This window comes from Neolewinella antarctica (genome assembly GCF_011927835.1).
Classification (GTDB): domain Bacteria; phylum Bacteroidota; class Bacteroidia; order Chitinophagales; family Saprospiraceae; genus Neolewinella; species Neolewinella antarctica.
Map to the genome: position 1 here is coordinate 1 of NZ_JAATJH010000014.1, position 20,659 is coordinate 20,659.

Sequence of the window (20,659 nt, forward strand, 5' to 3'; positions counted from 1 at the left end):
TAGGGCAAGTCATATCGGGAATGTGTAGTTACTTCCAAGATACGGACTTGCCCGTTTTTCTTGATTACACTATGCTAAACCTCCCCGGACCATTGATGAGATAAATTAGTAAATTTATTTAGTACCCACTTATCTAAGAAGATTCACATTAGACGGGGAAGAATCCATACCTTCCTGAATCTTTTGATCTTGTAAATGCTATATGATTTATCTCGTTCAATACATCAGTAGGGGGGAACTACGTTTTCAATAATTATAGTCAGCCCTATTTGAGATCGTCCAACATATCTATAAAAATCTCGCGCAAGATCAACGGGAATAATATCGTCATCAGTATAATCTGGCTTTTTATGTGTGAATAAAGGAGAATCTATAACCGGAACTCCAATCGAATAAGGTCTATTTGAAGGTAGTACTTGAGTAGCAATTATGAAAGCTGCATAGATAACCGCCCTAAATCCTTTTCCAAAAAGTTCTCTGTCTTCTCCTGAGATGACAAAATCTGATTTTTCTTCGCTGAAGCTCACAGCGGTCAATCCAGGACAATTATACCCTTTCAAGACACTCTCAACTTGATTTGATAAATCTGATAGGTTAGCAGTACTGATTGAGTCAAAATCTCCTTTTGTTCAATATTCTTTAATTATTTTGTTCAAGGCTCTTTTTTGAACTTGTAATTTATCAATATTGTCTTTGTTCAATTGTATTTTAATCAACTTAACCTTTTTATCATTTGCATCATCTATAAGTTTTAGGGTGTTATTTACCCCTCGCCTAATTCTCTATTTATTTTAGAATCAAATGATTTGAGATCTTCATATAAATCAGATAACGGTGAATGAAAGTACACTTCTGGGCTTTGTCGTCGAAGGGTTCCAAGGATTACTGATGAGAAGTTTCTTGGCTGCTAACAGATCGCTTCATTGCTACAAAGTCGGTGATATTACTACCGCGACGGGACCGCTCCGCTGGGGTAGCTACATCACCAAGGTGAACGGACCGAATTCGACGTATGCCAATATTTTCGGGGCAGTCTGCTGGTGAGTGGTAGTGGTATTCACTACACGAACCAATGGACGACATACATCATTGCCATAATTTTTTCGTGCTGACTAACCTACCAAAGCAGCGACGCTTTTATCAATAGTATACAATTCTATCATTTGACTTTGCATAAATCTTTCTGGCGTATTCCTTAAAACAAAATTCCGTAGGATTTCAACCGGCCTGTTGGTTATGGCAATTTTCGACGCAAATCTAGATTGTTTTACGAGCTTTTCTACTTTAGTTTTCCTTGACGAGTGAAATCTATGAAATGCATCTTCAATACATTTTGAGCTGTTTATAAAATTGGACAAATAATAGGCGTCCTCAATTGCCTGTGCTCCTCCTTGCCCTAAATCAGGCGTCATACTGTGGGCGGCGTCGCCGATGAGGCAGATGTTTTCAACATGCCATTTGTCGAGTAATTCTAAGTCTGACAAATCACCCCTAATTATATTACTTACGCGAGTATGCTGAATCAGTTCGTTTACCACTGGGTGAAACGCGGAGAACATTTCGTTCAAAGCTACTTTTAGTTTCTCCCTTTCATCTTCCTGATTAGGTTCACTCAATTTTACCGCAAACCAGTACGTTTGTTCCTCGTTTAACTTAGAGACACCAAATTGAAGTTTTTTACCCCAAAGCGTGAACCCTACCGAAGCAAATTTTGGGTCGAGTTTGTAATCAGCGACCCCTCTCCAGCAAGTCTGCCCTGAATATCTAATGCTACTATTCGGAAACAACTGCCCCCTTACCTTAGAGTTTACGCCATCAGCTCCGATAATTGTATTAGTTTCTACGGAAGTTCCATCTTCGAACTCGATTCTATAACTCGTGTCTGATGTTTTCTCGTACTTCTTAAATTCTTTACCTAAGATAATCTTCTCTTTGGGCAAATAGGAATAAATAATTCGCTGCAGCACACCTCTATGAATCGCGATGGTGGTATACCCAAATTTATGCTTGACAAATGCTTGATCAGAATCGGATAGCGGGATGAGTTGGTGGTTTGCTACCATGATCCTATCGAAATAGTTTCCTGCACCCTCGATTTCTTTCAATAGTTTAGGATCGATCCACTCGATAACTTGTAATGCATTCGGAGAAAGCCAAATTCCGGCACCTACGTGTTTCAAAGCTACAGCTCGTTCGTAAACCTTGAAGGGAATACCTAATTTTTCAAAACATAAAGCCGTCACGAGGCCTCCTATTCCTCCACCAATTATTGCTATACCATTCATTTCGTCTTAATTTGTATTAAGTACTGATGTTACGCAGATCTTTTCGCCATGCAGCACAAAGTACTTTGAAGCAAAACACAAAAGCATAGAAAAGTAGTGCACGGTTACGCTGAATCACCGTTTGTATGTTCTTTTGTGTTTAGGTGTCACAATCCGGTTGCCTAAGGTCAGTTGAGGAACGCCGATTTAATAACTGTCCTGATTGAAGCGTCGCCATCGTAATGCTGATTGAGCCATTTGAACGTTCGCACCCTGACTCGGTCGGGACGGTGGCGTTCAAATGGTCAAGCGCAGTAACCGGAAGGCAAGCTGCACCGCGAAGCAGCCCGCAGTTACATCGGACAATTATTGAATTGGTGCCCCTAAGAGCAGTCAAGATAAAATCTTCACTACTTCAATATACGATAAATCTCCGGTCCGAATTCGCTAGTTGCTATGGCGTTTCATTCCTCACCTCCGTACCCATTGCAGTAGACTAAGAGCGTGACGTCTATCATTTCAGGCCTTCATGCCGTAGTCGGCGCCACCCAAACACCCTAAGAGAAAGCCGGCAACCATAAACCCGCCACGGCACCAAAAATACCAACCCCGGTAAACACCGTACAAACCACCAGCAAGCCCACCACGGCGTACCGAACGCTGGCGTGCGACGACCGGCCAGCCCACAAATACAACTCGTAAACAGCGAGTGGTAATAAGTAATGGGCGTAGGACAAAAAATCCAGAAAAGGACCGGTAAAGGTTTCCGGATCGAAGCCGACCGCACCACCGTTTACCAACATCCAACCCATCAGTATCACGCGAAAAAACCAAACACCGCTGGCCACGAGAAACAACCGAACGGCCCAGGCTTCGTGCCGCCGAAACTGCCGCGCAACGGCAAAGCGCCAGACCAGCACGCCCGCCAGCAAAATAAGCACCGCTTCGAGCGTCATGGCCGGCCGACTAACCGCGCCGCCCGCACCCTCGTGCGCGTAGAGCATGTACAGTCCGGTAAGCGCCGCAATCGCGGTAAGCATCACGTAAATCCTACCATTCCGGCGGTGAAAAACCGGGTACTTCCGCTTAATTCCAGATATTAGTTGTACCGGCCCGCCAAGCGTAATCAACGCCGCAAAGAAAAGGTGAATACCCACCACCAGGTTACTGACCGTCGCCCCCTCGCTAAAACCATGGGTGATTTTCTCATTCCATTCAGCGATGTTTCCGTAAACTGCGGTTCCACCGTAAAAACCGACGATGTAGACGGCAAACAAGAGTTGCCCGATAATGGCGACGACAAACCAGCCAATAGCCGCCCAGCGAAGCAGTTTGTTACTCGGGTCGGTAGAAGCCGTAATGATGGTGGCGGAGCGTGCGGTAAGGTTCATACGGCGGTTCGGTGTTTGTTACTACAAACTTCCGCACTACCAGCCGAGCATACAATTCCGATATGCGAGATTGGGTAATTCCTCCGCCAAACTCGTTTTTGGGGTCGCCGGTCACGCTTGGTTGATCAGCTTCAGGAAGGCCGCGCGGTAGCTATCCGAGATGGGGATGCGCTCTTTGCCGATCACGATACGGCTCCGTTCCACCGCTTCGATGTTCGCCAGGCCGACCATGTAGGAACGGTGTACGCGGCAGACTTTTTCCGCCGGTAAGCGCCGTTCCAGTTCGGTCAGGGTTTGGAGGGTCATTACGCGTTTGTCGCGGGTGTGGATGCGGCGGTAATCCCGCATACTTTCGATGAAAAGGATGGCGGGGATCAGGATTTTTTCCAACCTGTTCTCGGTCTTGACGAAAAGGTAATCGGTCGTAATGACGGGTTGCGCCAGTTGGTCGCGGGCTTTCTCGACGGCTTGCAGGAAGCGGACGAACGTAAAGGGTTTTAGTAGGTAGTCAGTGACGCTTAGTTCATAACCTTTGAGGGCGTAGTCGGGGAAGGCGGTCGTAATGATCACCTGGCTCGTGATGCGGGTGCTCTCGAGGAGTTCTACGCCGGATAACTCGTCCATGTTAATGTCTAAGAACAGGATGTCCACCGTGTTTTCCTTTAAATATTGAAGGCCGGTGAGGGCATTATCGAACGTGGCGGCGAGGCGGAGGTCCGGTATTTTTTGCACGAAATCTCGCGTCCGCTCCATGGCCAGCGGTTCGTCTTCGATGATGATGCATTGGTAGGATTCCATGGATTAAGTATTGATGAGGAGGTCGACGGAGTAGCGGCTGGTTTCGCGGCGGACATCTAGCTCGTGGCGACCGGGATAGAGTAGCTCCAGGCGCTTACGGATAAGCTCGTCACCAAGTCCGCCCGTGGTGAACGGTATGTTTTTCCGTCCGTCCAGCAAATTCACGCACTGCATCCTGACGGTGCCCGGCTCGATATTTAAATCAATACGAATAGCCTCCGCCGCCTTTTTATTCGTCGTGTGTTTGAAGGCGTTTTCAATAAAGGGAATAAATACCATCGGAGCAATTCGCCGGCCGGTTGGGGTGCCGCTAACCTTTAGCGTTACGTAGCTTTCGTTGGCCGTGCGTATTTTCTGTAAAGCAATATATTTTTTAATATAATCCAGTTCCGTCGCCAGGGGGATGTCCGCCGTTTTCGTCTCGTAGAGCATGAAACGCATGATGTCGGAGAGCCGGTTGAGGTATTCGGAGGCTTCCTCGGGGTCGCGGAGGATCAGGACGTCGATGTTATTGATCGTATTAAACAGGAAGTGGGGATCGAGCTGAGATTTGACCAGTGCCAGCTCCATTTCGTGGTTCTTGGCCTGGAGCGCCTCGCGGATCTCCACCTCCTCAAACCAGGTTGAGAAACCCTTAATGATGAACGCGATCGCGCCGCCCGAGAAGTTGAAAGTACTCGCAATTAAGATGAATGGCACCACGGAAGCGGCTTCTGCCTCCTTCATGCAATTCGGGTAGATCAGCCCCATTACGCCAAAGCCGATCAGGACGCTTACCAGTGCTACGCCCGCGCCCGCGAGGAAGGCCGGGCCGATCTTCTTGCGGACGAAGAAAAGCGGAAATAAGGCAAAGTAAAACGTATAGAAAGTCGCGATGGCCGGCAGGATCACAATGCACAAGAAGGCTAAGAATAGTACTGCTTCGTTAACACCCGGTCCCAGCTCCTCCTTACCGGTCAGCGCGTAGGTCAGGATCATGGACAGCAGCAAGTAGCTCATCCAGTAGGCCAGGTGCAGTAACGTAGACAGTGCTTTTTTCATGTGCCCCCCTAAGATGCGGACTTTAATCCGTCGTTCGGGTTTTATTCCGCGAATCGGGGGTATTTATCTGCCGGTGGCTTCCACGATGATTTGAAGGCTCGTTTTGAGGCTCGTTTTAACGAACTTTCCCCTGCACCCGCGGCCGCGCCCAGATAATGAGGGCGCGGCCGCGGGTGCAAAGGAATCATCCAAAAAGAATGCCCGTACCACAGCCAGCCCCGAAACCGGATACTACTCCATAAACCCCCGGCTCCGCATCAACGCCTCCACGTCCACCTCCTGACCGCGAAAAGCTTTATAGCCTTCCTCCGGATCGACCGTATTACCGACGCTCAGTACGTGCTTAATGAAAGCCTCGGCGACTTTCGGATCATAAGCACCGCCCTCACTCTGCGCGAAAGCTTCCCAGGCGTCCGCGCCGAAAGTATCCGCCCAGAGATAAGCGTAGTAGCTCGCCGCGTAGCCCTCCCCGGAAAATACGTGGCCGAACTGCGGCGTCCGGTGGCGCATGACGATTTCTTTGGGCATACCGAGCTCTGCGAGCATGTCGCGCTCGAACTGGTCGGGGTCGACGTTGGCGGCGTCTTCCAGCGTGTGCAACTTCATGTCGATCAGGGCACTGGCCAGGTACTCAGCCGTACCGAAGCCCTGGTTGAAGGTGCCCGCCGCTTCGATCTTGTCGACGAGGGCTTGCGGGATCGGCTGGCCGGTTTTGACGTGGAGCGCGTAAGTATTTAAAATCTCCGGCGTCGCCAACCAGTTTTCGTGGACCTGGCTCGGGAACTCTACGTAATCGCGCGGGACGGCCGTGCCGGCCAGGCTTGGGTAAGTCACGTTGGACAGCAGGCCGTGGATGGCGTGGCCGAATTCGTGGAAGAGTGTCGTCGCGTCGTCCCAACTGATCAGCACCGGCTCGCCGACGGCGCCCTTGACGAAGTTGGAGTTATTGGAGACGATGGGCTTGATGTCCGCACCGTCCAGCCGTGACTGCGTACGGTAAGCGTTCATCCAGGCGCCGGAGCGCTTACCCTCCCGGGCGTAGGGGTCGAAGTACCACAGGCCGACCTGCTCGCCCGACCGATTATTTACCTTCCAGACGCGGACGTCGGGGTGGTAGACCGATACTTCGTCCGTGTTAAGTGGCCCTTCAAACTTGAGCCCGTAGAGGGTGTCGGCCATGTAAAACATGCCCGCGCGCAGATTTTCTAACTGCAAATACTGCTTGACTTCCTCGGCGTCGAAATCGTACCGTTCCTGGCGGACCTTCTCGGCGTAGTAGCGGTAATCCCAGGGCTCGATGATGATGTCGTCGCCGGACGCATCGGCCAGGGCCTGCATGTCGGCGACTTCTTCCTTAACGCGCTGCTTGGCGGCCGGCCAGACTTTCATCATGAGTTCCGTAGCGGCTGCGGGCGTTTTGGCGACTGACTTTTCGACGGCGCGGGCGGCGAAGTTCTCGTAGCCCTGGAGGCGGGAACGCTCCTGACGCAGGCGCAGGATCTCGGTGATTAATTTATTATTGTCGTACTCGTCGCCGTTGTCACCGCGGTTGTAGTAGGTCCGCCAGACTTTTTCCCGGAGTTTCCGCTCGGTGCTGTAGATCAGGAAGGGGTCCATGCTGGAGCGGGTGTTGGTGACGGCCCACTCGTCCGTTTTGCCCCTGGCTTCCGCGGCGGCTTTGGCGCCGGCTACGTAGCTGTCGGGTAGTCCGCCGAGTTGGTCGGCGGTGAGGTAAGTGACGTAGGCTTGCTCGTCGTGGAGGAGGTTCTGGCGGAAAGAAGTGTACAGCTTACTGAGTTGCTCGTTTAGGCCGGCGATCTTGTCTTTGGTGGCTTTGTCGAGCGCCGCGCCGGCGCGGGTGAAGTTTGTGTAGTAATCCCACACGAGCCGTTGTTGCTCGGTAGAAAGTTGGGACATGGCCGCTTCGTCCTGGTACAGCGTCCGGACGCGTTCGAACAGCGCCGCGTTCTGGATAATCGCGCTGGAGTAGGCGCTGAACAAGGGGCTCACGCGGGTTTCGATGCCACGCACTTGCTCGCTACTGAGCGTGCCGGAGTAGATGCCGAAGTAATTGCTGGCGCGTTGCAGGTCGTTGCCGGAGCGCTCCATGGCGGCGATCGTATTATCAAAAGTTGCGGGGGCGGGGTCGTTGGCGATCTTTTCCACTTCCAGCAGGCCGTTTTTCATGGCGGCCAGGAGGGCGGGCTCCAGATCGGCAACGGTCACTTCACCGAACAGCGGTACGCCACCGTAGGGGCCGGCGAAGGCTTGCGTGGCGGGGTTTGTTGTCAGGGCACCGAGGTCGGCGTCCGCCAGGGCGTCCGGTAGACTGGTGAGGATACTTACTGCGGGAGTGGTTTGGCTGGGGGTCGTCATGTCGGAGGCGGCTTTGGGGGTGCAGGCTTGCGCTAGTACCAGGAATAGGATGATGGAGACTGAGCGCATGGGGGAAGTTGATTTGATCGGGAACAGGAACGTTTTTAGACAGCTAATGGCTTAAAGGTGGGTGGCTTAATCTTTGGGCGGCACTCCGTAAGTTCCTCCCGTTACGGTTGACCCAAATTTCGCACCCCATTCGCCAGCGGTTAAATCACCGCCGGCGTTTATCACCCAACGTACGGGACCGTGTTCTAACTTTACGTCACCAAACCCTTATAACCGAATGAAACAAACCCTACTATTTGTCCTGGCCATTTTACTTTCTCCCCTTACGGGCTCGGCTCAGGAAAGCAAAATACCGGACGAGATGGCCACTTTACTGGACTTACTGTACAGCACCGAAGACCTCAACGTCAGAATGCAGGGCGCGATCGGGAACAACGCGACGATAACTAAGCTGGAAACCAACCAACAGTTTGTCAAAGCAATAAACGAGGCGCTACAACGGGACATCATGGCCGAGTACAGCCAGAGCGCCTATGCTAGTTTATCCGAATTAAGCCCCACGGAAGTGGATAGCTTAACGACCGTTCTCCAATCGCCCTACGGCGACGTTATTCGCAAGGCCTTTTTGTTAGATAATGCGGTGATGGATACACAGTTCGATGCCTACCTGAACGGCGCGGTATGGCGTGCCCGCAGAGAGGTACAGAAAAGTGACAGCCTGCTGTATTTCAGGGAACTCGGCGTGGATTTAAGTCAGTACATGGACGGCAATTATGTGTCGAGCGACCCCATTCTTGACACTGTATGGATAACAAGAAAGGGAAATGCCCAAACTGAGTACGCCCGTAAAGATTCCGTTGCGTTCGATGTGGCGTGGGTCAACAACAGTAAGTATGTCATCACCGATAAAAACTACGGTTTGACGTACGAGCCCGGCCTGCAACTCTTCGCCAACGTGTACGAAGTCGACGGCAACGTATTTAAATACATCGTCCGGATGCCGAATGGGGATTACGACAAGGTGGAACTCGTCCGTGACGAGCCGGTGCCCGGAGACGTAGACGCCCAACTGTTCCAACAACGCCTCACCGCCCAGTACGCTTCGCCGGAAGATTCACCCCTCGATGAGGCGAAGAGAGCCTTATTAGCCGAGCGTGGCGGTCATCAGTTCTTCCCCGTCGCCGAGAAGTACCGCGTCCTGGCGGACCTCGAAGTATTCGAAAACCCCGCAACGATCAGCCTACCCACCAGCGCCGGAACCGAGACGGCGTACAGGGTTTACGGTAAAGCTAGCTTCATCATCGACGGCAAGCCGATCAGCCTGTCCGTCTACCAGGCTGCGGCACCGCTAGCGGACCCGGAGTACGCAAATCACCTATTCCTACCCTTCCGCGACGCCACCTCCGGCGAGGAAACGTACGGCGGTGGCAAATACGTCGATCTGCGCATTCCGGCGAACGGCGCTAATAAAATACTGATTGATTTCAATAAGTCCTACCAGCCGTATTGCGCTTATACCGACGGGTATTTTTGCCCCGTGCCTCCGGAGGAAAATACCGTTCGGGTGAGGATTGAGGCGGGGGTTAAGCACGTTGAGTTAGGGGAGTAACTGCTGTTGTGCCGTCCGCCGCCCCGTAGCCAGCCCCAGCAAACCCAAAGCAGGCCCAACCCCGAGCACCAAAAAGATGTGCACCGGGCTAACCCAGCCCAGCAACCAACTCAGCAGCTCAATACTAACGATGGTAATCGCGAACCCCAGGCAATTAACGATCGTCAGCGCCGTCCCCTTCTGCTCGGCGGGTGCGCTCCCGGCCACCATGGTTGATAGCTGTGGACTATCCGTCACGACCGCAATTCCCCAGATGAGCAAAAAGAAGAAAGCAGCTTCGGCGGGTAACCAGTCCAGCAAAAAGTACGAAGCGAGGCAGCAAACACCGGATACGGCAAGTGCGACGGAAGCTACTTTTCGCGGGCCGACCCGCCGCGACGCGTAGCCGCCCACCACGCAGCCTACTCCACCGACGGCAATGACCGTAAAACTCGCCAGGGGGACGGACAGGAAGAACCCATTCTTTTCCGTCAGGAAGGCGAGCAACACCGGCACGAACGTCCAGAAAGCGTACAGTTCCCACATGTGCCCGAAGTAGCCCAGGGCGGCGGCCCGAAAGTCGGGTTTGCGGAAGACGGAGAAAAAGGCGGAGGCGTCGACGGAACTAGCCGGGCGGCGGTGCGGCCCGTCGGGCACCAGTAGCCACATCATCACGCCCCCGGCGACCGCCAGCGCCGCGATTGTCCACAGCACGGTCGGCCAGGCATCGCCGGGAATAAGGTCACGCAGCAAATGAGGGAAAGCCGTTCCCAGCACCAGCGCCCCCACCAAGTAACCCAGCGAAAGCCCCAGACCCTCTTTGTAGTAGTCCGCCGCGATCTTCATCCCCACGGGGTAAATCCCGGCCAGGAAAAAACCGACGGCGGCGCGTAACGCGACTAAAGAAGTCAGCGTGTGTCCGTTCCAGAGCAGGCCGAGTGTCGCCCCGGCGCCCAAAAGTGCGCAGCAAAAAAATACTTTGGACGGTGAAAAGCGATCGGCCAGGGTCAGCACGGCAAACACCAGTGTCCCGAGCACGAAGCCAAACTGCACGGCGGACGTCAGGTAGCTCAAGGCCCCGGCTGGTAAGTCGTACGCACCAGCTAGCGCGGGTAGAATCGCATTCGGTGCAAACCAGAGCGAGGTGCAGGCGAACTGCGCGATGATGATGGTGGGGAGGAGGTGGCGTGGGGGCATCGGATGCTAAGGTAGGATTCGCCGGTCGGAAGGCACTGAGCGAGCCAGCCCCCGCACCGAACAAGGTCAAAGCTAAAACCGTACCTTATCCCGTGTCCAAAAATTATCCCCTCTCCTTCACGTCCGCTTCCCTGATGCCCCACCGATCCGCCGCCCTAGCGGAACTCTACGTCACGTTGGGCGACTGGGAGGCCGTGTCCACACGGGTGGCAACCGACGCAGATTTGTTTGGCCTAGGGAAAGCCAGTACTCGTCGCCGCGTGTTCAATGAATTGCGGTTACGCCTCAAAACGCTCCACGCCGACGAATTCGAATTACTCGCTGCGGGAGGGGCCAAAGCGAAACGGCTTCTTTCCTGGCAGGCCGTCTGCCGTTCGTACCCCTTCATCGGCACGTTCACCCGGGAGGTGTTGCTGCCAAAGCTCGAGCGCTTCGACCCCGTAATTCTTAATTCGGATTACCGTGCCTTCTACCGCGAACAAACTCTAGTGCACGGAAAACTGGATAGGATCACCGAGACGACGCGCCTCAAATTGGAATCCCAAACCTTCGGCATGCTCGCCGAAGCGGGGCTGATCCGCTCCGTCAAGGACCGGCAAATCACCCCGCCCCTGCCCTCCCCCAAACTGTGCACCCGCGTCCGCGCCCATGATCCGGCATATTTAAATTATTGGTTACTTTCGGCACTTTAGAACTTGTTGGGACTTTTCCTACACCGTCAATTAACCCCTTGCCGAAAATCGACCTCGCCGCAAAGTTTCGACACGCCTACGAACAGATCATCCAACCCCGCTTCCTCAAAATGGAGGCCATCGGCGGGGAAGTGCCCCACTACGTCCTCTCTTACCCGCCCGAACGGGAGGTTGAACTGCGGCAGGAAATAAGCGCGCTAACGAAAAAATTGCGCGAAAACGGCGTCCGGGTGCTGGCCGTGGACGTCTTCGCGCTGTGCCATAAGATGATTGCCGACAACGTCGACCCGGAAGACCTGTACGAACTCGAACGGGAGGAGCCCACGGACGCCTTTTTGGAAACGATGCAGTCGCTGACCGACATGACGGAGCGTTTTCTACCCGCACTACAAAACCTGATGAATGAACCCGCGAACGAAAATTACGGCGTACTCTTCTTGCACGGGGTCGGCCAGGCCTATCCGTTTTTACGGTCGCATACCTTACTGGAAAACCTGCAGCACGTGACAAAAACGGCACCGACCATCCTGTTCTTTCCGGGCACTTATACCGGTACCAACTTTCGGCTTTTCGGGCGCTTGCCGGCGGATAATTTTTACCGGGCTTTCGATATGGATACGCTTAAGCTTTCTTAGGTTCTCGAAGCGCCCGGTTTGCCAGCTGGATCACTGGGCGCTCCGAGAACCCCGATCTGTCACGCTGGACCGGGCGCTCCGAGAACCCCAATTTTGCGCTTGCTTCGCGACGCAAAATCGGGGCCGCTCGGAGACCCTAGACATACATCACTACTTAGCATTACACTTTCCAATGAGCTTACAACAACTGTTCAAAAAAGACATCACCCGCCCCATCGACGGCGTCATCAAAGCAGCCGACGAGGAGCACCTGACGACGGAGGTGGAAGAGTACGTGATCACCGAAGAAGTGAAGCGACTGTTGGAGCAGCAGTTCCTGGACATCTACACCAATGCGAACGCCAACACGAACGGTGCCTGGATCAGCGGCTTTTTCGGCTCCGGTAAATCGCACCTGCTCAAGATGCTGTCGCTTTTACTGGAGAATAAGACGCTGAGCAACGGTCGGGACGTCAAGGGCTACTTCGCCGAAAAGACGGAAAACGGAACGCTCTTCGCCGCCGACCTCAACAAAGCCGCCGGAATACCCAGCAAATCGATCTTGTTTAATATCGACGCGAAAGCCGATGTGGTCAGTAAGGACGACGCCGACGCCGTGCTGGGCGTATTCATGAAGGTATTCAACGAAATGCAGGGCTATTACGGCAAGCACGGCTGGCTGGCGGAGCTGGAGCGGGCGATGGATTTGGAGGGCATCTTTGGGGAGTTCCAGGGGAAGTTCCTGGAGATTAACGGAAAGACCTGGGATGACCGGCGCAACAACCTATTGATGGCTAAAAAGGAATTCGCCAAAGCCTACGTCGCCGTACGGGGCGGCAGCGAGGAAGACGCGCAACTGCTGCTCAAGGAGTCACGCGCCACCTACACGCTCTCTATCGAAGACTTCGCCAACCGCGTCGCCGCCTACATCGAGGACCAGGACGATCCGCGCTTCCGGTTAAACTTCTTCGTCGACGAGGTCGGGCAGTACATCAGCGACAACGTGAAGCTGATGACGAACCTCCAGACGATCGCCGAAAGCCTCTTCACCGCCTGCAAGGGCCGCGCGTGGGTCTTCGTCACCAGCCAGGAGAACATGGACAACCTCGTCGATGGCCTTAGGGACCGGCAAAGCAACGACTTCTCCAAAATCCAGGCCCGCTTCGGCTGCAAACTCAACCTCGGCAGCCAGAACGTGCGCGAAGTCATTCAGAAAAGACTACTGGACAAGGACGGGGCGCGGACGCAGGTGCTAAGCGAGTTGTGGAAAGAGCATGGCGCGAATTTTCCGACACTGTTCCGCTTCCACGAGGGCGGATCGGATTATCCCGTGATTGAAGAAGAGCAAAGTTTTATTGATCTGTACCCCTTCCAGAATTATCACTTCGAATTACTCCAGGACTGCATCCGGGAGCTAAGCACCCACGGTGCTTTTCAGGGTAAACACACCTCGGTCGGGGCCCGCTCGAATCTGTCGGTTTTTCAGGAAGTCGTCAAGGACATGATCCGGGAGGAAATGGAGGTAGGTGCCCTGCCGACCTTCGACCGGATGTACGACGGCCTCAAACCGATCATGCGCCAGGAGATCCGCGCCAGTGTGAGCAAGGCCGAAGGGCACTACGGAGCGACCGACCTGCGCACGCGCCTGCTCAAGGCGCTATTCATGGTGAAGTACGTCGAGTCGTTCAAATCCACGCCGAAGCACCTCGCCATCCTGCTGCTGGACCGCCTCGACGCCGACCCGAAAGCCCACGAGCAAGCCATCAAAACGGCGCTCAACCAGCTGGAGCATAACATCTACGTACAGCGCAACGGCGACCAGTACGAGTTCCTGACCAGTATCGAAAAGGACGTCGAGAACAAGATCAAAGGGACGACGGTGGACGCCTCGCGCGTCCGCAGCCAGCTGCTCAGCTGGATGTTCGACGACGTAGTCGAGGTAGAAATCGTGACCGAGGAGCGGACGAAACAACGCTTCAAATTTAACCGCCTGCTGGACGGCGCGCCGCTGAAACGGGCGGACAATGAGCTGAGTCTCCATATCGTCACCGAGCGCAACGAAAGCTACGCCCACCCCGACCACGCCAACCTGATCGCCCAGACCTCCGGCACCACCGAGCTACGCTTCATTCTGCCGCCCAACCCGGAAGTTTTCGCCGATGTCAAGCTGTACCTGCAAACGGAAACCTACTGCGCCCGCGCTGCCGGCACCGCACCGGCCGAGCAGACGCCGATCATCATGGCCCGCCGCCTGGAGAACAGCCGCCGGAAACCGGTCATCATCCGGCAACTCAACAAGCTGTTGAGCCAAGCCGTGCCCATCGCCAACGGCAGCGAGCTGAAACACGTGAGCGGCACCACGCCGCCCAACCGGGTCACGAACGCGCTGCAGGAGCTACTCGTCATTACGTACCCGAACCTGAAAATGCTGGGGGCCAACGTGAAAGAATCCGACCTGGAGACTTTCCTGACCCAGCCCGCCAGCCAACTCGCCCAGGAAATGCAGGGCGGCCTCGGACCCGCCGAAGAGGAAGTGCTCAACTACGTCACGTTACAAACCAAACACCACGCCCGACCCACGGCCCGGAGCATCGCCGACCACTTCGAGAAGCGGCCCTACGGCTGGGACAAGACCAGCGCGCTGACCGTCGTCGGCCGACTCGTCGGGGGGCAACGGCTGGAACTTTTGCTGGACCACGAAGAAAGGGACGAGCCCCGCGAAATCCTCGCCATCCTGAAAAACCGCGACAAGGCCGCCGCCGCCTACCTCCGGCCCGTCAGCAAGGTCGACAACAAGCAAGTCAAGCAGTTGCGGGACCTGCACCAGGAGCTGTTCCACCACGCCAACCCGGGGGCGGAAGCGAAAGAAGTCGCCCGCGCCTTCCAGGCGGCGCTCAAAAAAGAGCGCGACGAAGTCAAAAGCTACTTGGAACGGACGAGCGAATACCCGTTCCTCAAAGCCCTGCTCCCCTACGCCGAAAAGTTATCCGCCCACCTCGACGCGAAGCCGCTGGTCTACTTCGACAAGATCACCCAACTCGAAGACGACCTGCTCGACTTCCGCGAAGATCACTACAGTAAGATCAAAGAGTTCCTGAGCGGGGAAATGTCGGAGATCTACCGGAGCGTCCGCCAGTTCGTGGATTTTGGAGAGGAGAACCACCGCCACGTCGAGCCGGAACTGATGGCCCCGTTGCGAAACTTACTCACCCACCAGACGCCCTACCTGGGGCCGGCGGTGCGGGAAGGAAAAGCACAACTCGCCACGGCGAAGCAAGCGGTGGAGGAACTATTGGATCGGGAAAAAGACCAGGCCACCAAGCTCGTCGAAGCCGAACTGGAGCGGCTGCAACAAAACGAGATGTACGCCCACCTGACCGAAACTGAAAAGCAAAACCAGGCGGACTCAGTCGCCGGGTTCATCCGGGAGTTCCAAGCGCAACGTAAGGTGAGCCACCTGCGGGAACGCTTGCGGCGCTTTGAAAGTGACGATTCTTTGCGGCTGCTCAACTCCATGGCACGGCTGACCTACGACAGAATTAACCCACCGGCCCCGCCAAGCACTGCTTCTTCCCCTACTTCCTCTACACCCCCGATAACTATCGGGGGCGCGCCCCAAAAAACGCACGTTTCACCAAGCAGGAGCGAAGAGCCGAAGCCCAATTACCGGCCCGCCCCCAGCATCAAAGCCGTGTCGGTGGCGTACGGCAACTACTTGATTGAAAACGAGGCAGACCTAGACCAGTTCTTGGCCGAGTACCGCGCAGCCGTCACCAAGATCCTGAACAGCGGCCACGGCGTCCACCTCCGCGCAAGCAACGACAAATGAAACACCTCGAAAAATTCGCCGCCGCGGCGCGCACCAAACTCCACGCCCAGGTAAAAACCCGCCTGCGCTACGCCCTGGACGAAGACGACGTCTACCACCGCGAACGCGCGCCGCAAGTACGGGAGCTCAAGGAACGCGTCAAGCGCCACGGCGAGGCCAAAGTGATCGAGGAGGCCGCCTATTTGTGGTTCAACCGCTTCGTGGCGCTACGATTCATGGACGTGAACAGCTACGCGCCCGTCGCCGCCGTCAGCCCCGCCGGGGAAGGCGGCGTGCTGCCCGAGTTGCTGCAGGAAGCCAAACGCGGCAACGTCGACGGGACCTTGCGCGTCGACCCCGCCCGCATCAACGACCTGCTCACCGGCCGGCTGGCGAGCGCGAACGCGCAGGACGAGGTCTACCGCGCCCTGCTCGTCGCCGAGTGTAACCGCCGCCACGAGCAACTGCCGTTCCTCTTCGAGAAAATCAGCGATTATTCCGAGCTGTTGCTGCCGGACGATCTGTTGTCGGAGCGTTCGGTGCTGTACGATTTGCGGGCGGCCGTCGGGGTGGAGGAGTGTAAGAATGAAGAGGTGATTGGGTGGTTGTATCAGTACTACATCGGGGAACACAACGGCAAGCTGATCAAGTCGAAAAAGAAGTACACCGCCGACGAGTTGGCCCCCGCTTCGCAGTTGTTTACGCCGCGCTGGATCGTCGAGCACATGGTCGACAATACGCTTGGCTACGTGCTGGAAGCCAACTTTCCCGACCTCGGTTTAGCCAAGAAAATGAGCTACTTCATCGCGCCGGAAGAGCCGCTAGTAACGCCCGCTACTCCGAAATCGATCGAGGAGATCACGTTTTACGATCCCTGCGTCGGTTCCGGCCACGTGCTGGCCTACGCCTTCGACCTCTTTTACATGGCGTACGAGCGGCTGGGCTACGCGAAGTCCGATATCCCCGGCCTGATCCTGCGCAACAACCTGTTCGGGACGGACATCGATCTGCGGGCCACGCAACTGGCGGCCTTTGCGCTGGCAATGAAGGCCCGCCGCGCTTACCGGCGTTTTCTGACCAAGGGCGTGCAGCCCAACATCATCGCCTACCGTAACATCACGATCACGGACGAAGACTACGCCCTACTCGACCTGCCCTGGATGGATACGGACTTACGCAAAGACTTAGTATTACAGGAAAAGGCGGCGGTTTACGGCAGTTTATTGAGATTAGAAGGGGGCGCGGACGCGGGTGCAATAATAGAATCAATTAGCAAAGCGGGAGCGGGCGACGGGATGTTCCAGCAGGTGGGGCGGGATAACCTGAACGCGGCGCTGACCCAGATGCAGTACCTGAACCGTAAATACACCTGCGTGGTGACGAACCCGCCGTACATCGCTTCCAGCCGGATGGAGCCGAGCTTGAAGAAGTACGTGGCGTCGCACTACGCCGTGGGGAAATCCGACTTGTTCGCCGCGTTCATCCCCCGCTGCCTCGAACTCTGCGAAGAAGGCGGTTACACGGGCTTCATGACACCCTTCGTGTGGATGTTCATCAGCAGTTACCAGAAGTTGAGGGAGTATCTGATCGATAACCACTACTTTAATACGCTGATCCAACTGGAGTACTCCGGTTTTGACGGGGCAACGGTACCGATCTGTACGTTCACCTTCCGCAAGGGCACACAGCCGGGGAAGCGGGGTAGCTACATTCGCCTGAGTGACTTTAAGGGCGCGAAGAACCAGGCCCCGAAAACGCTCGCCGCCGTTGCTGACCCTGGGGTGGATTATTTTTATCGGGCGCGGCAGGAGGATTTTGCTAAAATTCCTGGTGGGCCGGTGGGGTATTGGTTATCTAATAATTTAATTAGCGTATTTAATCAAAAAAAGCTGAGTAAGTTCGTAAAACCCGCGGGTGGATTGCAGACTGGAGATAACCCAAGGTTTTTAAGATATACACATGAAGTCGAGTCTGGTAAGGTAAATCGTGAAGAGTGGGCTTTATATCACAAAGGAGGTTCTTTTCAGAAATGGTACGGAAATCAGGAGTATGTCATCAACTGGTATAACAACGGAAAAGACATTAAAGATCACAAATCATCAGTTGTTAGAAACTCTCAATTTTACTTTAAACCATTTATAGGTTGGTCTTCCTTAACTAGTGGTCGATTCGCCGCGAGATTTTTACCTGCCGGAATCATAATGGATCAAAAAGGTCCCGGCATGTATCAAGACAGTGATGACTTAAACATCATTTATAATGCTTTAGGGTATTGTAATAGCGACGTATTCTACAAAATAATTAATTCTATCGCGCCAACATTGGATTATACAGCAGGGACAATTGCTAGAACCATGCCATATGTAGAGGTCCAGAATATATCAGCAACTGTTGAATTATTAGTTGGAAAGTCCCGAGAAGCATGTGAGACTAATGAAACATACCATAAATTTCAGTCATTTCCTTTAATCAGTCAAGGAGAAGTACATGGTGCTCTTGAAACCTTTGAGAAAAATCAGGCTCAGATTTTTTTCTCAATTCACCAACTAGAAGAAGGTCTAAATGACAAATTTACGACTAATCAATCTCTATCTAATGAGATTACAGGAGAGATTGAGTTGGAAAACATCACAATCCTCCAAAACGAACTAGACCGCAAAGCCCTAGCCAAACTAAACAAAAAACTAACCCGCGACCCAACCTCCGGCCTCGTCACTAACTACGCTGACCTCGACTTACCCTTCAACCGCAAGGAGATCATGCGCCAGTTGCTGAGTTACGCCGTCGGGTGCATTATGGGCCGCTACAGTCTGGATAAGGAAGGCTTGATCCTGGCTAACGCCGGCGACGGGGTGGCGGAGTACGTAGCTAAAGTCGAGACAGCCTGGGAAGATCTACTTTTTCAGCCCGACGAAGACGGCATCGTCCCGCTCCTGGCCGGCGATTATTTCGACGACGACATTGTGGGGCGTTGCCGGGTGTTTTTGCGGGCGGCCTTCGGGGCGGCGCACTACCAGGCCAACGTCGACTTCGTGGAAGCGACCGTGGGCCGGAGCTTGCGCGACTATTTCGTCAAAGACTTCTACGCCGACCACGTGAAGCGGTACAAGAAGCGACCGATCTACTGGTTGTTTTCGAGCCCGGGGAAGCATTTTCAGGCGCTGGTGTACGTCCACCGCTACCACGCGGATACGGTCAACCTACTCCTCAATAACTACCTGCGGGACTACGTCAAGAAGCTCGAAGCCGAGTTGGCCGCGGCGGAGCGTACCAAACTGGACGAGAGCCTACCGGCGGGGGACCGCGCGGCGGCGGCCAAGACGAGTGATTTGTGCAAAGTGAAGATGGCGGATTGTAAGGTGTACGAGCGGGAGACCCTGTATCCGTTGGCGCAAAGGCGGATGGCGTTGGATTTGGATGATGGGGTGCTGGTTAATTATAATCGGATGGGGGGGGCTGTTTTGACGGTTTCTGGGTTGAATGATAGCGTGAAGCGGAAGAAGGTGGAGGCGTTTGATTGGGTTGAGTTTGATTAGCTTCGCTGCTGCCGGAGGCGGTGGAGGAAGTAAGGTTTCGGAGTCTATTCAGGGTCTCGGAGCGGCCCCTCGCTTCCGCCGGCGAAGCTAGCGGGAGCGAGGGGTTCTCCGAGCGCCCGGGTGGTTAAAAAGCGTCCGAACCTCCAGCTATCCGGGCGCTCGGAGAACCTCAACCATGGAAGCCTTATCAATGGATAAGCAGTTGACTTATCTGACAAACAAAACAAACTAACCCGCCAATTACCAGTGTTTTTGTCCCGCAAATGAGCTAAATTTGTCAGATAATTCCACCAAATGACGGAGAGTGACCAAATCCTGAGAGCTCTTGACGAAGCTTCCCCGTTGACCTCCACCGAGATACTCGAACGAATCGACTACCAGCGGAGTAGTCGTACCCTGAATCGGCTACTCGAAAAACTGGTGAGTAAAAATCTAGTAGAGAGAACCGGCGCCAATAGGGGGACCAAGTATAAATTATCGAGGTCTTACGGGATCTTGCATTCCATCGACGTGGAGGAGTACTTCACGCAGGATATTGACGATCGAGACATTGAAGATTCGTTCAATCATGATTTACTTAGAAAAGAACTACACGAGGTGGACCTGTTTACGGCAGCAGACCTCGAACGGTTAAACACGTTGCAGGGCATCTACCAGAAAAACGTCAGCGAGTTGACGGGAGAGGAATACCTGAAAGAAATTGAGCGCTTGGCCATCGACCTGAGTTGGAAATCGTCTCAAATAGAGGGCAATACCTACTCTTTGCTGGAAACGGAACGCCTACTGAAGGAAAAACTAACGGCTTCGGGAAAAGACAAAGACGAGGCGGTTATGCTGCTCAACCACAAAGACGCTATTGATTTCATCGTGGAGCATCCCGAATATTTAAAAGAACTCTCCATCGGTCGCATTGAGGATATTCACAGTTTACTGACCAAGGAATTAGGCATAAACAGGAACTTAAGATCCCGGAGGGTTGGTATTACCGGCACCAACTACCGGCCGCTGGATAATGAATTTCAAATTAAAGAAGCCTTCCGGGACATGTGCTCGTTGATCAACGCCAAAAAAAATGTCTTCGAAAAATCGCTGATTGCGTTAGTCTTGATCTCTTACATTCAAGGATTTATGGATGGAAACAAAAGGACGGCCCGAATAACCAGTAATGCCATACTGATTGCGAATGGTTACTGTCCGATTTCCTTTAGGACGGTTGACTCAATCGACTACAAGAAGGCTATGCTGGTATTCTACGAAAAGAACAACATCACGGCGTTCAAAAGAATATTCATCGACCAATTTGAATTTGCGGTAAAGACCTACTTTTAGAAAAGCCCCCTAATTG

13 protein-coding genes are annotated in these 20,659 nt (G+C 54.0%); 6 read left to right on the forward strand and 7 right to left on the reverse strand.

Going from position 1 to position 20,659, the window contains the following annotated elements; genetic code table 11:
• Positions 1-224: 224 nt before the first annotated feature.
• The 6 genes from GGR27_RS19515 to GGR27_RS19540 all read right to left on the reverse strand — a co-directional run bounded on the left by GGR27_RS19515 (position 225) and on the right by GGR27_RS19540 (position 7,939).
• Positions 225-560: a hypothetical protein gene (locus GGR27_RS19515; protein WP_168040558.1), complete on the reverse strand. Its 336-nt coding sequence runs from the start codon at positions 558-560 to the stop codon at positions 225-227.
• 552 nt (positions 561-1,112) lie between these two features.
• The gene (locus GGR27_RS19520; protein WP_168040560.1) at positions 1,113-2,285 is read right to left on the reverse strand and encodes an FAD-dependent monooxygenase; all 1,173 of its coding nucleotides are present in this window, start codon (positions 2,283-2,285) and stop codon (positions 1,113-1,115) included.
• Positions 2,286-2,821: 536 nt separating this feature from the next.
• Positions 2,822-3,655, reverse strand: a complete 834-nt coding sequence (locus GGR27_RS19525; protein ID WP_168040562.1) for a DUF2306 domain-containing protein — start codon at positions 3,653-3,655, stop codon at positions 2,822-2,824.
• 111 nt (positions 3,656-3,766) lie between these two features.
• The gene (locus GGR27_RS19530; protein ID WP_168040564.1) at positions 3,767-4,453 is read right to left on the reverse strand and encodes a LytR/AlgR family response regulator transcription factor; all 687 of its coding nucleotides are present in this window, start codon (positions 4,451-4,453) and stop codon (positions 3,767-3,769) included.
• A gap of 3 nt (positions 4,454-4,456) precedes the next feature.
• Positions 4,457-5,494: a sensor histidine kinase gene (locus tag GGR27_RS19535; RefSeq protein ID WP_168040566.1), complete on the reverse strand. Its 1,038-nt coding sequence runs from the start codon at positions 5,492-5,494 to the stop codon at positions 4,457-4,459.
• Between the two features lie 231 nt (positions 5,495-5,725).
• Entirely contained in the window at positions 5,726-7,939 is a 2,214-nt protein-coding gene (locus tag GGR27_RS19540; protein ID WP_168040568.1) for a M3 family metallopeptidase, read from the reverse strand.
• A gap of 217 nt (positions 7,940-8,156) precedes the next feature.
• Between GGR27_RS19540 and GGR27_RS19545 the strand changes: the two genes are divergently transcribed.
• Positions 8,157-9,488, forward strand: coding sequence for a DUF1684 domain-containing protein (locus GGR27_RS19545; protein ID WP_168040570.1), 1,332 nt, complete (start codon positions 8,157-8,159; stop codon positions 9,486-9,488).
• On the opposite strand, the gene GGR27_RS19550 is transcribed toward GGR27_RS19545, so the two are convergent.
• The gene (locus GGR27_RS19550) at positions 9,477-10,664 is read right to left on the reverse strand and encodes an MFS transporter (RefSeq protein WP_168040572.1); all 1,188 of its coding nucleotides are present in this window, start codon (positions 10,662-10,664) and stop codon (positions 9,477-9,479) included. The two genes, GGR27_RS19545 and GGR27_RS19550, sit on opposite strands and share 12 nt — an antisense overlap.
• A 92-nt stretch (positions 10,665-10,756) precedes the next feature.
• Between GGR27_RS19550 and GGR27_RS19555 the strand changes: the two genes are divergently transcribed.
• The 5 genes from GGR27_RS19555 to GGR27_RS19575 all read left to right on the forward strand — a co-directional run bounded on the left by GGR27_RS19555 (position 10,757) and on the right by GGR27_RS19575 (position 20,643).
• Positions 10,757-11,356, forward strand: coding sequence for a DUF1819 family protein (locus GGR27_RS19555; protein WP_168040574.1), 600 nt, complete (start codon positions 10,757-10,759; stop codon positions 11,354-11,356).
• A gap of 38 nt (positions 11,357-11,394) precedes the next feature.
• Positions 11,395-11,991 carry a DUF1788 domain-containing protein gene (locus tag GGR27_RS19560; RefSeq protein ID WP_168040576.1) on the forward strand — a complete coding sequence of 199 codons (597 nt, stop codon included), beginning with the start codon at positions 11,395-11,397 and terminating at the stop codon, positions 11,989-11,991.
• Positions 11,992-12,163: 172 nt separating this feature from the next.
• The gene (gene brxC, locus GGR27_RS19565) at positions 12,164-15,799 is read left to right on the forward strand and encodes a BREX system P-loop protein BrxC (protein WP_168040578.1); all 3,636 of its coding nucleotides are present in this window, start codon (positions 12,164-12,166) and stop codon (positions 15,797-15,799) included.
• Positions 15,796-19,314 (forward strand): BREX-1 system adenine-specific DNA-methyltransferase PglX, encoded by a 3,519-nt coding sequence (pglX, locus tag GGR27_RS19570; protein ID WP_168040580.1) that lies wholly within the window; start codon positions 15,796-15,798, stop codon positions 19,312-19,314. The genes brxC and pglX overlap by 4 nt, the downstream gene beginning before the upstream one ends.
• A 294-nt stretch (positions 19,315-19,608) precedes the next feature.
• On the forward strand, positions 19,609-20,643 hold the full coding sequence (locus tag GGR27_RS19575; RefSeq protein WP_168040582.1) for a Fic family protein: 1,035 nt from the start codon (positions 19,609-19,611) through the stop codon (positions 20,641-20,643).
• Positions 20,644-20,659 lie beyond the last annotated feature (16 nt).

What these genes read in the sequence shown, in the direction of transcription:
- GGR27_RS19520 (WP_168040560.1), bottom strand. Translation starts at nt 2,285, where the DNA reads ATGAATGGTATAGCAATAATTGGTGGAGGAATAGGAGGCCTCGTGACG.
- GGR27_RS19525 (WP_168040562.1), bottom strand. Translation starts at nt 3,655, where the DNA reads ATGAACCTTACCGCACGCTCCGCCACCATCATTACGGCTTCTACCGAC.
- GGR27_RS19530 (WP_168040564.1), bottom strand. Translation starts at nt 4,453, where the DNA reads ATGGAATCCTACCAATGCATCATCATCGAAGACGAACCGCTGGCCATG.
- GGR27_RS19535 (WP_168040566.1), bottom strand. Translation starts at nt 5,494, where the DNA reads ATGAAAAAAGCACTGTCTACGTTACTGCACCTGGCCTACTGGATGAGC.
- GGR27_RS19540 (WP_168040568.1), bottom strand. Translation starts at nt 7,939, where the DNA reads ATGCGCTCAGTCTCCATCATCCTATTCCTGGTACTAGCGCAAGCCTGC.
- GGR27_RS19545 (WP_168040570.1), top strand. Translation starts at nt 8,157, where the DNA reads ATGAAACAAACCCTACTATTTGTCCTGGCCATTTTACTTTCTCCCCTT.
- GGR27_RS19550 (WP_168040572.1), bottom strand. Translation starts at nt 10,664, where the DNA reads ATGCCCCCACGCCACCTCCTCCCCACCATCATCATCGCGCAGTTCGCC.
- brxC (WP_168040578.1), top strand. Translation starts at nt 12,164, where the DNA reads ATGAGCTTACAACAACTGTTCAAAAAAGACATCACCCGCCCCATCGAC.
- pglX (WP_168040580.1), top strand. Translation starts at nt 15,796, where the DNA reads ATGAAACACCTCGAAAAATTCGCCGCCGCGGCGCGCACCAAACTCCAC.
- GGR27_RS19575 (WP_168040582.1), top strand. Translation starts at nt 19,609, where the DNA reads ATGACGGAGAGTGACCAAATCCTGAGAGCTCTTGACGAAGCTTCCCCG.